Source organism: Pseudactinotalea terrae (genome assembly GCF_009733845.1).
GTDB classification, from domain to species: Bacteria; Actinomycetota; Actinomycetes; order Actinomycetales; family Beutenbergiaceae; genus Pseudactinotalea; species Pseudactinotalea terrae.
In genome coordinates this window covers 310,964-323,493 of the sequence record NZ_WNXZ01000002.1, presented here as the reverse complement: position 1 = coordinate 323,493, position 12,530 = coordinate 310,964, and the positions used below count along the sequence as shown (strand labels likewise).

General features: G+C 71.3%; 12 protein-coding genes. 4 read left to right on the top strand and 8 right to left on the bottom strand.

Translation table 11 applies throughout. The annotated features are described in order from the left end of the window. Positions 1-5: 5 nt before the first annotated feature. Both GPA03_RS08980 and GPA03_RS08975 read left to right on the top strand, forming a co-directional pair. Positions 6-725 (top strand): response regulator transcription factor, encoded by a 720-nt coding sequence (locus GPA03_RS08980; RefSeq protein WP_156251652.1) that lies wholly within the window; start codon positions 6-8, stop codon positions 723-725. Further along, positions 722-2,197, top strand: coding sequence for a sensor histidine kinase (locus GPA03_RS08975; protein ID WP_156251651.1), 1,476 nt, complete (start codon positions 722-724; stop codon positions 2,195-2,197). The genes GPA03_RS08980 and GPA03_RS08975 overlap by 4 nt, the downstream gene beginning before the upstream one ends. Before the next feature lie 79 nt (positions 2,198-2,276). Here GPA03_RS08975 and GPA03_RS08970 read toward each other — a convergent pair whose 3' ends face one another. The 5 genes from GPA03_RS08970 to GPA03_RS08950 all read right to left on the bottom strand — a co-directional run bounded on the left by GPA03_RS08970 (position 2,277) and on the right by GPA03_RS08950 (position 7,242). Further along, a complete protein-coding gene (locus GPA03_RS08970; RefSeq protein WP_156251650.1) occupies positions 2,277-3,287 on the bottom strand; it encodes a sulfate/molybdate ABC transporter ATP-binding protein in 1,011 nt (336 codons plus the stop codon). After that, positions 3,281-4,090: an ABC transporter permease gene (locus tag GPA03_RS08965; protein WP_156251649.1), complete on the bottom strand. Its 810-nt coding sequence runs from the start codon at positions 4,088-4,090 to the stop codon at positions 3,281-3,283. Before GPA03_RS08965 ends, GPA03_RS08970 begins: the two co-directional genes overlap by 7 nt. Beyond that, complete coding sequence (gene modA / locus GPA03_RS08960) at positions 4,090-4,860, bottom strand: molybdate ABC transporter substrate-binding protein (RefSeq protein ID WP_206673497.1); 771 nt, start codon at positions 4,858-4,860, stop codon at positions 4,090-4,092. Before modA ends, GPA03_RS08965 begins: the two co-directional genes overlap by 1 nt. Then, a complete protein-coding gene (locus tag GPA03_RS08955) occupies positions 4,857-5,255 on the bottom strand; it encodes a TOBE domain-containing protein (RefSeq protein ID WP_156251648.1) in 399 nt (132 codons plus the stop codon). The genes modA and GPA03_RS08955 overlap by 4 nt, the downstream gene beginning before the upstream one ends. Positions 5,256-5,418: 163 nt before the next feature. Further along, a complete protein-coding gene (locus GPA03_RS08950) occupies positions 5,419-7,242 on the bottom strand; it encodes a glycoside hydrolase family 2 protein (protein WP_241681185.1) in 1,824 nt (607 codons plus the stop codon). A gap of 117 nt (positions 7,243-7,359) precedes the next feature. Here GPA03_RS08950 and GPA03_RS08945 point away from each other — a divergent pair, with 117 nt between their 5' ends. Then, a complete protein-coding gene (locus tag GPA03_RS08945) occupies positions 7,360-8,370 on the top strand; it encodes a LacI family DNA-binding transcriptional regulator (RefSeq protein WP_156251646.1) in 1,011 nt (336 codons plus the stop codon). Continuing rightward, on the top strand, positions 8,367-9,368 hold the full coding sequence (locus GPA03_RS08940; protein WP_156251645.1) for a Gfo/Idh/MocA family protein: 1,002 nt from the start codon (positions 8,367-8,369) through the stop codon (positions 9,366-9,368). The genes GPA03_RS08945 and GPA03_RS08940 overlap by 4 nt, the downstream gene beginning before the upstream one ends. Here GPA03_RS08940 and GPA03_RS08935 read toward each other — a convergent pair. Genes GPA03_RS08935 through GPA03_RS08925 form a run of 3 tightly spaced genes read right to left on the bottom strand, consistent with a single transcriptional unit; the run spans position 9,358 to position 12,526 of the window. Continuing rightward, positions 9,358-10,224 carry a carbohydrate ABC transporter permease gene (locus tag GPA03_RS08935; protein ID WP_156251644.1) on the bottom strand — a complete coding sequence of 289 codons (867 nt, stop codon included), beginning with the start codon at positions 10,222-10,224 and terminating at the stop codon, positions 9,358-9,360. The genes GPA03_RS08940 and GPA03_RS08935 overlap by 11 nt on opposite strands. Beyond that, positions 10,221-11,165 (bottom strand): carbohydrate ABC transporter permease, encoded by a 945-nt coding sequence (locus GPA03_RS08930; protein ID WP_241681184.1) that lies wholly within the window; start codon positions 11,163-11,165, stop codon positions 10,221-10,223. The genes GPA03_RS08935 and GPA03_RS08930 overlap by 4 nt, the downstream gene beginning before the upstream one ends. Beyond that, the gene (locus GPA03_RS08925) at positions 11,162-12,526 is read right to left on the bottom strand and encodes an ABC transporter substrate-binding protein (protein ID WP_156251643.1); all 1,365 of its coding nucleotides are present in this window, start codon (positions 12,524-12,526) and stop codon (positions 11,162-11,164) included. Before GPA03_RS08925 ends, GPA03_RS08930 begins: the two co-directional genes overlap by 4 nt. Between the last annotated feature and the right edge of the window lie 4 nt (positions 12,527-12,530).

Genomic DNA, 12,530 nt, shown 5'->3' with positions numbered 1-12,530 from the left:
TTCGCATGAGTACTGCAGCACCCGACCGGGCCGAGGCGCGCCTGCTCGTGGTCGACGACGAGCCCAACATCCGCGAGCTCCTGGCAGCAAGCCTGCGGTTCGCGGGCTTCGAGGTCGACACCGCTGCTGACGGCCAGCAGGCCGTGAAGAAGGCGCTCGAGGCCGAGCCCGACCTCGTGGTGCTCGACGTCATGCTCCCCGACCTCGACGGCTTCACCGTCACCCGCCGGCTGCGCGAGCAGGGCAAGCTGATGCCGGTCGTGTTCCTCACCGCGCGTGACGACACCACCGACAAGGTCGCCGGGCTCACGGTCGGGGGCGACGACTACGTCACCAAGCCCTTCAGCCTCGACGAGGTGATCGCGCGCATCCGTGCGGTGCTGCGCCGCGCCAAGGCCGCCGCCGCGATGACCGAGGACTCGCTGCTGCGGGTCGGTGACCTCGAGATGGACGAGGACGCGCACGAGGTCCGGCGCGCCGGTGAGCCGATCGACCTCTCCCCCACCGAGTTCACGCTGCTGCGGTACCTGATGCTCAACGCCGGCCGCGTGCTCAGCAAGTCGCAGATCCTCGACCACGTGTGGGCCTACAACTGGGGCGGCGACGGCGCGATCGTCGAGTCCTACATCTCCTACCTGCGCCGCAAGGTCGACAACCCCTTCGACGCGGAGCCCTTGATCCACACCAAGCGCGGCGTCGGATACATGCTGCGCGCGCCCCAGTGACCGGCGCGGCGCCCCAGCCGCACCCTGAGGGGCTCCGGGCACTGCCGCTGCGCTGGCGACTCTCGCTCATCACCGCGGTGCTGATCATCGTGGCGCTCACGCTGTCCGGCGCCGCGGTCGTCGCGCTGCTGCGCAACTCGCTGATCCAGCAGGTCGACGACCAGCTCTTCTCGGCCGCCCAGTCCTACGCGAACGACGTCAGCCTGTCTCCGGAGTACGTCTGCCCCTCCAACCAAGCAGGAGGATCCACCGACAGCCAGGCAGCACAGCCCACCGACTACTTCGTGCAGGTCGAGCTCGTCAACGGCTGCGACCTGCACGTGCCCTCCACCACGGCGGCCGACGGCTCCGAGCCCGACATCCCCGACCTGCCGGCGCCGCTCGGTCGCGGCGAGGAGTTCACGGTCTCGTCGACGGCGGGCCCGGCGCTCTGGCGCGTCGGCAGCTACTCGCTCTCCACCCCGGACGGCCTCGAGGTCGGCACCATGGTGATCGCGGTGCCGCTGGCGTCGACGCTCGACACGATCGCGAACATGATCAAGACGATGGTGCTGGTCGGACTCGCCGTCGTGGTGGCCGGGGCGCTCGCGGGCTACGCCGCCGTGCAGAAGTCGCTGCAGCCGCTGCGCGACATCGAGACGGCAGCGGGTGCCGTGGCCGCCGGGGACCTCTCGCAGCGCGCGCCCTTGCAGCCGCCCACCACCGAGGTGGGTCGCCTCGGGATGTCCTTCAACGCGATGGTCGCCGAGCTGGAGCGCGCCTTCGCCGAGCGCCAGGCCTCGGCGGCCCGCATGAGCCGGTTCGTCTCCGACGCCTCGCACGAGCTCCGCACGCCGCTCGCCTCGATCCGGGGCTACGGCGAGCTCTACCGCATGGGTGCTGTCCCGCCCGAGGAGGTACCGACGACGATCGGCCGCATGGAGGACGAGGCCACCCGGATGGGCGGGCTCGTCAACGACCTTCTCGCCCTCGCCCGCCTCGACGAGGGCCGCGGCCTCCGGCTCGGCAGCGTCGACCTCATCTCGATCGCCTCCGACGCGGTCGCCGACCTCGGCGCTCTCGACCCCTCCCGCCGGACCCAGCTCATCGCCGACGGGCCGGTAACGATCCACGCCGACGGCGACAAGATCCGCCAGGTGGTCACGAACCTCGTCGGCAACACCGTGCAGCACACGCCGCTGGGCACGCCGGTCGAGATCGCCGTCCATGCCGACGGCGGCTGGGCCGTTCTCGAGGTCCGCGACCACGGCCCCGGCATCGCCCCCGAGGACTCCGCGCGAGTGTTCGAGCGCTTCTACCGGCCAGACACGTCCCGCACCCGGGCCAGCGGCGGCAGCGGTCTCGGGCTCGCGATCGTGGCGACGATCGTGGCCGCGCACGGCGGGTCGGTGCGGCACGAGCCGACGCCCGGGGGCGGGGCAACGATGGTGGTCCACCTGCCGCTCGCCGGTCCGCCCGGGCAGCACGCCTAGCTGGCCCCGCCCTTCCACCCCGAGCGGGCGTCGTCGGCGTCCATCGCGCGCCTGCGTGTGGACTCGCGCACCCTGCGGCTCAGAGGGGTTGGACCGCCTCGGCCGGCACGTGCGCCCACACTCTCGCACCCGGGCTCAGATGGCTGACGCTCGCCGCGTCGACATCGGCGAGCACGTCGGGGTGGTCGGGGGTCGCGAGCCGCACCCGTACCCCGCCGGTCACGGGCTCGAGCCACCGCACGGTCGCCTCCCAGGAGTTCTCCCGCCGGTCCCGTTCCTCGGACACGACGACGGCGGCCGGCCGGAACCGGAGCTTTGTCACCTTCGCGCGACTCGCCCTGGGCGCGGGCCGCAGCCCGCCAAAACCGGCCGGGACCAGGTTGACGCCCACGAACGCGGCGGTGAACGCGGTGCGCGGCGCCCCGAGCACCTCGGCACGCGGTCCGCGCTCGACCACCTGCCCCTCGCGCAGCACCGCGACCTGATCGGCGAGCAGCGCGGCGTCGAGCACGGCGTGGGAGACCAGCACGGTGGTGAGTCCGGTCTCGCGCAGCACCTCGCCGAGCAGGTGGCGCAGCTCGGGGGCGGCCGAGGCGTCGAGAGCGGCAAGCGGCTCGTCGAGCAGCAGCACCTCGGGCTCGGCCGCGAGCGCCCGTGCCAGCGCGACACGCGCGGCCTGCCCACCAGAGAGCTGGCGTGGGCGGCGGTCGGTGAGAGAGGCGACCCCGAGCCGGTCCAGCCAGCCGTCGGCACGAGCCAGCGCGTCCCGCTTCCCTCTGGCGCGCAGCCCGAACGCCACGTTCTCGCGCACCGTCAGGTGCGGGAACAGCAGCGGGTCCTGCCCGAGCAGCCCCACCCGGCGCTCCGACGGCGGTACGAGGCGACCGGTCGCCGTCGAGAGGGCGCGGCCCTTCCAGCTGATCTCGCCCCGGTGGGGCGCGAGAAGACCGGCGACGACGTCCAGCAGCGTGGACTTGCCCGACCCGTTGGGTCCGAGCACGGCGAGCACCTCACCGGCCGGGACGTCGAGGCACACCTCGAGCGTGAACGATCCGCGCCCGGCGGTGACGTCGACGAGCAGGCTCACCATGCCTCCCGACGCCGCACCGCCGGCACCAGCACGAGGATCGCCAGCGCGGTGGCGACCAGCAGCACCGACAGCACGAGCGCCACGTCGCGTGTCACGCCCGCGCCGTTGAAGGCGGTGTAGATCGCCATCGGGACCGTCTGCGTGACGCCGGGCCGGTTGCCCGCCACCAGCGCGGTGGCGCCGAACTCACCGAGCGCACGCGTGAACGCCAGCACGGTGCCCGCGAGCAGGCTCGGGGCGATCAGCGGCAGGCTGACCCGCCGCAGCACGGTCGCCGGGCGGGCGCCGAGGGTCGCGGCGACCACCTGATAGCGGTCCCCGACCGTGCGCAGGCTGCCCTCGACCGTGATGACGAGGAACGGCAGGCTCACGAACGTCTGCGCGAGCACCACCGCCCACGGCGTGAACGCGATCGAGACACCCGTCGCCTCGAGCCAGCGCCCGAGCACCCCGGTTCGCCCCACCACCGCGAGCAGCGCCACACCCCCGACCAGCGGCGGCAGCACCAGTGGCAGCGTCACGAGCGCACGCAGGATCGCGGCGGCGCGCGGGCGGGCGCGCGCCATCGCGAGAGCGAGCGGGACACCCAGCAGCAGGCACAGGAGCACGGCGAGGGTCGCCGTCCGGACCGAGAGCCACAGCGCGTCGAGGGCGGCCGGCGAGGTGATCGTCGCGGGCAGCCGGGCCCAGTCGACGCGCGGCAGCATGGCCAGCAGCGGGATCACCAGCAGCGCGAGCCCCAGCCCGGCGGGCACGAGGATCCAGGCCGGCAGCCGCGCGCCGGTGCGCGCCTCTTGCGCCATCACGGCCCGCCGAAGCCGTGCTCGGCGAGCACGGCGCGACCCTCGTCGGACAGCACGAAGTCGACGAACGCCGCCGCTGCCTCGTCTGCGCCGGCCAGCGTGGTGATCGGGTACTGGTTGACCACCTGGCCGGCGCCGCTCGGGACCACGGCCTCGAGCACGTCCGAGCGCGCGACCACGTCGGTGGCGTAGACCAGGCCGGCGTCGACCTCGCCGCGTGCGACCCGCTCGGCCACAGCCGTGACGTTCTGCTCCTGGCTCACCGCCTCGACCGTGAGGGCGTCGACGTCGAACAGCGACCACGTGGCCGCGCCACATGGCACCTCGGGCGCGCACACCACGTAGTCGAGGCCGTCCAGATCCTCCAGCTCGGCGATGCCGAGCGGGTTGCCGGGCGCGACGGCGATCACGAGCGTGTTGGTCGCGAACACCACCGGGTCGCTCGCGTTGAGGCCAGCGCTGACGAGGTCGTCCATGGTGGCCGTGTCGGCGGAGGCGAGCACATCCGCGTCCGCACCCTCGGTCAGCTGGGTGACCAGCGTCGCGGAGCCGTCGTACACCGGCGGCGCCACCGTCGCCGGGCTCACCTGCTCGAACTCGGTGATCAGGTCGGTGAACGCCGCCTGCAGCGAGGCGGCCGCGTAGACCGTCACGGTGCCGCTGACCTGGTCTGCGGGGTCGCCGTCGATCTCGGCACCGCCCGCGCAGCCCGCGAGCACGACGACGGCGGTCGCCGCGGCGAGCGCTGAACGCAGGGCTCGGGTCGTCACCGGGCGCGTTCCTTCTCGACGATGACCGTCGTCGCCTTGACGACGGCGACCGCCGTCGACCCGACCTCGAGCCCCAGGTCGCGCACGGCTTCCGACGACATCAGCGACACCACGCGGAACGGCCCGCACTGCAGCTCGACCTGCGCCATCACCGTATCGGCGGTGATCGCGGTGACGAGCCCGACGAACCGGTTGCGCGCGCTCGAGGCGTGCGGGTCGTCCTGGGCCGCGGTCGCGACCGCCTGCGCGTGCGCGGCGAGCTCGGCGCCGTCGACGACCGCCCTGCCCGCCGAGTCGGTCGTCGTGGCGAGCTTTCCCTGCTCGACCCATCGGCGCACGGTGTCGTCGCTGACCCCCAGCAGCCGAGCCGCCTCGCTGATCCGATGTTGCGCCACGAAGCAGAGAATACCGCCGCATCTGCGGGCCCGAGCCCAGGATTGTCACCGGCCGCTCGTGACGAGATCGCACGTCTGGTTCGAGATCGCACTCCCGGGGGTGCGATCTCGAACCGAGAGTGCGATCTCGACTCGCCGGGCGTGGCCGACGGCGGCGCTCACCTCAGGCGGTCGGCGGGCCGTCGATCTCGTAGGCGGCAGCCCTGGTCTGGATGGCGTGCAGGCGGGCGAGGTCGAACTTCGGCTTGCGGTCGAAGTCGTAGATCCCGTTCTCCTCCTGGAAGGTGTCGGTCAGCTGCGTGTAGCAGTAGCCGAACATCCGGGGGTCGTCGAGGAGGGCGTCGGTGAGCCCGGCGAACCGGACGTAGAACTCCTCGAGGTCGCGCACGCGCTCGCCGTATCCCCAGGACTCGCTGCGGTCCTTGGCCTGCGCGGCCGCCTTGGCGGCCTCCTCGGCGTTCCACCAGATCCCGCCGTACTCGGAGCAGAAGTAGGGCTGACCCGCATAGGGCAGCGAGATCGAGCGCCCGTCGTGCTCGTTCGCGTACGGCTCGTCCTGCGCCAGCCCGGACATGATCTCGGCGAACGTCGCCGGGTCCTGCTCGTAGTTGTGGGAGTCGTAGACGTCGACGTCCGGCACTCGGTGCGAGTAGCCGGAGGCGTCGATCACCGGGCGGGTGGGGTCGGCCAGCTTCGTCGCCTGGTACATGGCGTGCGTGACGTCGTCGAGCTGGGTGATGCGGTCGCTGATCGCCTGGAACGTCTCGTTCAGAGGGCACCAGCCGATGATGGCCGGGTGGTTGATGTCGCGCCGCAGCGCCTCCAGCCACTGGGTCACGAACGAGGCGGTGGGCTGCTGGTGGTCCTCGATGTGGCCGGGCACGCGGGCGCCCCAGTCGCCGAACTCGCCCCACACCAGGTAGCCGAGGCGGTCCGCGTGGTAGAGGTAGCGCTCCTCGAACACCTTCTGGTGCAGCCGCGCGCCGTTGAAGCCGGCCTGCATGCTCAGCTCGATGTCGGCCACCAGCGCCTCGTCGCTCGGCGCGGTCATCAGCGTCTCGGCCCAGTAGCCCTGGTCGAGCACGAGGCGCTGGAAGACACGCTCGCCGTTGATCAGCACCTGCTGGCCCCGGATCGCCACCGAGCGCAGCCCCGCGTAGGACTCGACGGCGTCGACGACCTCCCCGGCGGCGTCGAGCAGCCGCACCTGCACCTCGTACAGGTGCGGGTCCGTGGTCGACCATGCCCGCCGGCGCCCCTCGGGCAGCACGAGCCGCACCGAGGGCGCAGCCTCCGCCCCCGCCTCGGCGCGCCCACGGACGGCCACCCCGTCGGCGTCGGCGATCTCGACCTCCACCGCCAGGTCCGAGCGCCCGGTCCGCAGCACGGCCGCGACGTCGAACGCACCGTCCGTGAAGCGTGGTGTGATCTGGATCCGTTCGATGCGGCTGCTCGGCACCGGCTCCAGCCACACCGTCTGCCAGATCCCGGTGGTGCGGGTGTAGTTGCAGGCACGGTTCGCGTACTCCACCGACTGCTTGCCGCGTGCCTGCGGGCCGTCGGCCGCGTCCCGGGCGCGCACCACGATGGTGACGTCCTCGCCTGCGCGGGCCACCCCGGCCAGGTTCGCCGTGAACGGCGTGAACCCGCCCCGGTGGCGCGCCACCTCGGTGCCGTTCGCCCACACGGTCGCGTCGTGGTCCACGGCGCCGAGGTGCAGCAGCACGTCCTCGCCCGCCCAGTCGGCCGGGATCGTCACCGTGCGGCGGTACCAGACCGCGTGCAGGTAGTCGACGTCCTCGATCCCCGAGGCCTGCGACTCGGGCGCGAACGGGACCGTGATCTCGCGCTCGAGGTCGCGCTCCAGCAGCCCCCGCTCCAGCCCGGAGTCGCCGCGGTCGATCTCGAACTGCCAGGCGCCGTTCAGGTTCAGCCAGCGCTCACGCACGAGCTGCGGGCGGGGGTACTCGGGGCGGGGGATGCTCATCGTCGAAACTCCGGGGTTGCGGGGTACCAGGATTGGATTGCTACGTAGCATTGTACGAGAAGGTAGGTTGGCGCAACCCCCGCGGGTGCGGGTCGCGATCCGAGCGAAGGAGGTCCCGTGGCCGTCACGATGCGCGACGTCGCCGAGCACGCGGGCGTCTCCCAGCGCACGGTCTCGAACGTGGTCACGGGCTCGGTGCCGGTGCGTCCCGAGACCCGCGAGAGGGTCATGGCGAGCATCCGTGCGCTCGGGTATCGCACCTTCGCGCCGGCCCGGCAGCTGCGGCAGGGGCGCACCTCCACGGTGGCGCTGGCCCTCCCCCGGTTGACCGAGCCGTACTTCGCCGAGCTCGCGCAGTGCGTGATCGATCGCGCCGCGCAGGAATCGCTGCGGGTCACCGTCGTGACGACCGCGTCACGGCGTGAGGACGAGCTCGCGATCCTCGCAGGCGACCAGGTGTTCGCCGACGGCGTCATCATGTCCTCGGTCGCGCTCACCCCCGAGGACGAGTCGCTGCGACATCCTGCCTTCCCCCTGGTGCTGATCGGGGACCGGGGCCTGGGCGGAGAGGTCGCGCACGTCGGCCCCGACAATCGCCTCGCCGTGCGGGACGCCGTGCGTCACCTCATCGGCCTGGGCCGACGGCGGGTCGCTCTCCTGGGCGCCGACCGCGGTGCCGCACTCACGTGCGAGCAGCGGACCGCCGGCTATCTGGACGCGCTCGCCGAGGCGGGCATCGCCGTCGAGCGCGAGCTGCTCATCCCTGCGGGCTGGGACTTCGACGGCGGTCTGGCGGCCACCCTCGGGGCGCTCGAGCGGACCTCGGGCATCGATGCGATCTTCGCGATGAACGACTCCTCCGCCCTCGGCGCGATGAAGGCGGTCGCGCGCACCGGGCGCTCGGTGCCCGCCGACATCGCCGTCGCCGGCTTCGACAACATGAGCGAGGGTGCGCGTGCGACACCGAGCCTCACCTCCGTGGGCCCGCTTCCCGACGAGGTGGCCGCTGCGGCGCTGCGTGAGCTGAGTGCCCAGTTCGAGGGCCGGGCCGAGCCGGCGCGGCATGTCCTGCCGCACCGCCTCGTCGAGCGGGACAGCACCGCCGTCATCACGGCGAGCCCGCGATGAGGCAGCAGGTGGCGCTCGTGGGCGCCGGCGCCATGGGCACGATCATGGCGCGCGACATCTACCCCTGCCTCGCGCCCGAGATCACGGTGGCCGCCGTCGTCGACCGTGACGCGGACCGCGCCGAGGCGCTTGCCGCGGATCTGGGCGTGCGCGCCTTCACCACGCTCGCCGATGCGGTGGCGCACGAGCACCTCGACGGCGCGGACATCCGGGTCCCGCACGGCGCCCACGCCGAGGCGGCGCTCGAGGCGATCGCGCTCGGCCTCCACGTCCTGGTCGAGAAGCCGCTCGCGCTGTCGCTGCAGGACTGCGACCGGATCGCACAGGCCGGTGCCGCAGCCGATCGGGTGGTGGCGGTCGCCGAGAACTATCCGCACCTGCAGGCGGTCAGGGCTGCGCGATCGGCGATCGACGCCGGGCGTGTCGGCGAGGTGCTCGCACTGCGCAGCACCCGCGCCTACACGCTCGCCGGCGTCTGGGCCGCCTCGGCGTGGCGGCGGGGTGACGAGGCGATGGCCGGGCTGCTGTGGGACCAGGCGACCCACCACATCAGCCTGTTGCGAGCGCTCGCCGGGCCGGTCGCCACGGTGGCGGCGCACCGCAGCACCGGCCGCTCCACGCCCGGCGCCGAGGTGTACTCCCTCGACCTCACCTTCGCCTCCGGGCTGCTCGCGCAGTCGCTGTACTGCTGGGGCACACCGGCCCGCGCTGTCGAGGTGGAGGCGACCGTGCTCGGCAGCACCGGCATGATCGACATCGGGGTCGACTACGACTCCGACGGCGGCTCCGCCCGCCTGGTGATAGGTGCCGAGGCCGTGCCGCTGTCGGCGCCGGAGTGCTACTACGACAGCCATGCAGCAATCGTCCGCGACTGGGTCGCCGCCGTCCGCGACGACGCAGCGCCGTTGGTGCCGCCGGCCTCGGCGAGGGCGGACGTCGCCGTCGTGCTGGCGGCACAGGCCTCGCTCGCGGCCGGAGGCGCCCCGGTCAGCCCTTGATCCCCGTGAGGGTCACGCCCTCGACGAAGTAGCGCTGCAGCACGAAGAACAGCAGCACGATCGGCAGGATCACGACCAGGGACGCCGCCATCAGCAGCCCCCACTGCGCGGTGTAGGCGCTCTGGAAGGTCGCGAGGCCGAGCGCAAGCGTGAAGTTCTCGCTCGAGCTCAGGTAGAGCAGCGGTCCGAGGAAGTCGTTCCACACCCCGATGAAGGTGAAGATCACCACGACCACGATCACCGGCTTCGACAGCGGCATCACGATGCTGATGAACACCTGCCACGGGTTCGCGCCGTCGATGTAGGCCGCTTCATCCATCTCGTACGGGATCGTCAGGAAGAACTGCCGGAACAGGAAGATGTTGAACACACCGCCACCAGCGCCCGCGAACCAGGCCGGCACGGTCAGCGGGATGAAGGTGTCGAGCGCACCGAGCGCCGCCCAGCCCACGAACGTGGGGATCAGCGTCACCGCATAGGGCAGCATCACACCGGTCAGCAGCACCCCGAACACGAGGTTCCGGCCGCGCCACCGCAGCCTCGCGAAGCTGAAGGCCGTCAACGAGCACGTGAGCACCGTGCCGGTGACGACGACCGCCTCGATGATCATCGTGTTGAGGAAGTAGCGCGCGAACGGTTGGGCCGTCAGCGCGTCGGGGAAGTTCTCCCACGCGACCGGGTTCGGGAACCACTGCGGCGGATTGATGAAGATCTGGGCGTCGGTCATGAGCGCGCTGCGGATCAGCCAGGCGAACGGAGCCAGCATCGCCAGTGCGCCGAGCGCGAGGACGAGGAACATCACCCCGCGCGAGACGCGGAGCCCGCGCGCTGGCCTCGACTGCGTGGCGGCGCTCATCGGGTGTCTCCCGTCTCGTAGTAGACCCAGCTGCGGGCGTTGCGGAACAGCAGCGCCGTGATCACCAGCACGATGACGAAGAGCACCCAGGCGAGAGCGCTGGCGTACCCCATCTCGCTGTCGGTGAAGGCCTTCGTGTACAGGTAGTAGATGTAGAAGAGGGTGGCGTTGTTGGGGCCGCCGCTGGTCATGATGTATGCCTGGTTGAAGACTTGGAAGGTGCCGATCACCCCGGTCACGAGGTTGTAGAAGATCACTGGCGTCATGAAGGGCAGCGTGACGTGGCGAAACTTGGACCACGCGCCGCCGCCGTCGAGCGCCACCGCTTCGTACAGCTGTCGCGGCACACCCTGCAGCCCGGCCAGGAAGATCACCATCGCGTTGCCGAAGCCCCAGGTGCTCATGATGATCAGCGAGGGCACCGCCGTCGACTCGGAGTAGATCCAGTTCGACGTCGGCAGCCCCACGGCGCGCAGCACCGAGTTGAAGAGCCCGGAGTCCGGGTTGAAGATCCAGATCCAGAGCACGGCGCTGGCCACCGCCGGTACCAGCGTGGGCAGGTAGTAGACGGTCCGCCACAACGACTGCAGCCGCCACCCGGCATTGACCAGCAGCGCGACGACGAACCCCACGAGCAGCGCCAGCGGGACCGCAGCCAGCGTGTAGTAGGTGGTCACGCCGAGGGACTTCCAGAACAGCTTGTCCTGCGTCAGGGCGACGTAGTTGTCGATGCCGATGAAGGCAGGGGTGCCACCGACGGTCCAGTCCGTGAGGCTGAGGATGAAGGACGCGATCATCGGGCCGATCGTGAAGATCACGAAGCCCAGGATCGCCGGCATCGCGAACAGCACACCCCAGCGCGCCTCTGCCCGACCGGTGTTCCCGCGGCGACCCCGGCGGCCTGCGCCGTTCGGGGCCGCCTCGGCGCTGACGCCGCTCACACCAACGGGTTGGGGTAGAAGCCCTGCAGCACGCCGTCATTGAGCTCGGCGGCGATCTCGTCCATCACCGCCTGGACCTCCTCCTCGCCGGTCTGCACACGCTCCAGCGCTGGCGAGATGATCTTGTCGATCGCCTCGTAGTTCCTCATCGTCTCCGCGAAGTACCGCTTGGAGCTCGACATCGTGTAGTCGACGACGGCGGTCCGGTACTCCTGCGGGTGCACCTCGTTGTCGGTCCAGGTCGCGATCAGCTCCTCGTCCGTGTAGTACTTCTCCTCCACGGGCATCCAGAGGCCTTCACCGAACAGCCCGACCACGGTCGGGTCGGACTGGTGGACGTACAGCGCGAGCGCCTCCTCGAGGTGCTCGGTCTCCGCCGAGATCCCGATCGCGCCGCCCATCGAGGCGGTCATCGGGGTGCCGTAGCTGGGGAGCACGCCGATCCCGTAGTCGAAGTCCGACTTGCTGATGTCGAGCAGCGCCCACTGACCGTCGATCGCCATCGCGAGCCGGTTCGAGGCGAGCTGGGCCGGGGTGGAGGGTGCGTTGTTGCCCAGCTGCGTGGGCGATGGCGCGACCCGGTGCTCGTGCATGAGGTCCACGAGGTTCTGCAGCACCGCCACGGCTTCAGGGCTGTTGAGCTGCGTGGTGGTGCCGGAGGCGTCGACGACGTCCACGCCGTTGCTGAGCAGCAGTCCGTACCAGGCGGCCGACCACATGTTCGCGAGCGTGCCGAACCGCGCCACCTGGGTGGTGTCGAAACCGTCCTCGTCGGGCCGGCGCCCGCTCTGGTCGACGGTCAGCCGGTAGGCGGCGTCGACGAAGTCGTCCCAGCTCCAGGCGTCGGCGGCGGTGACCGGTGGCAGCTCGACGCCCGCCTCGCTGAAGGCCGCCTTGTTGGTGAACAGGCACATGATCTCCAGCGCGGCCGGGGTTCCGAACGTCTGGGTCTCCGACCAGAAGTTGTAGGCCTCGGGCAGCCGGCCACCGATCCCGGGGTGGTCCTCGAAGTAGGGGCTGAGGTCGAGCAGCTTGCCCTGCTCGGCCAGCCGGTACGCCATCCCGTTCGAGATGTAGGCGACGTCGGGCATCCGGTTGCTCGCGACCAGCGCGTTGAGCTTCGTGTCGTAGTCGTCCGGCGTGTACAGCGGCTCGACGGTGAGCTCGCCGTCCAGCGTGCCCTCGAACGAGGCGAGCATGGACTCGACGGCCTCCTGCTCCGCCGTCGACCCCCAGAACATGTACTGCAGCTGAGGTCCTGCCGAGCTGCAGGCCACGAGGGAGCCCCCGAGGGCTCCGCCGAGTGCGGTGACGCCGCCGAGTCGAAGGACGTCACGGCGGTTGAGGACGAGCGGCTTCATTGTC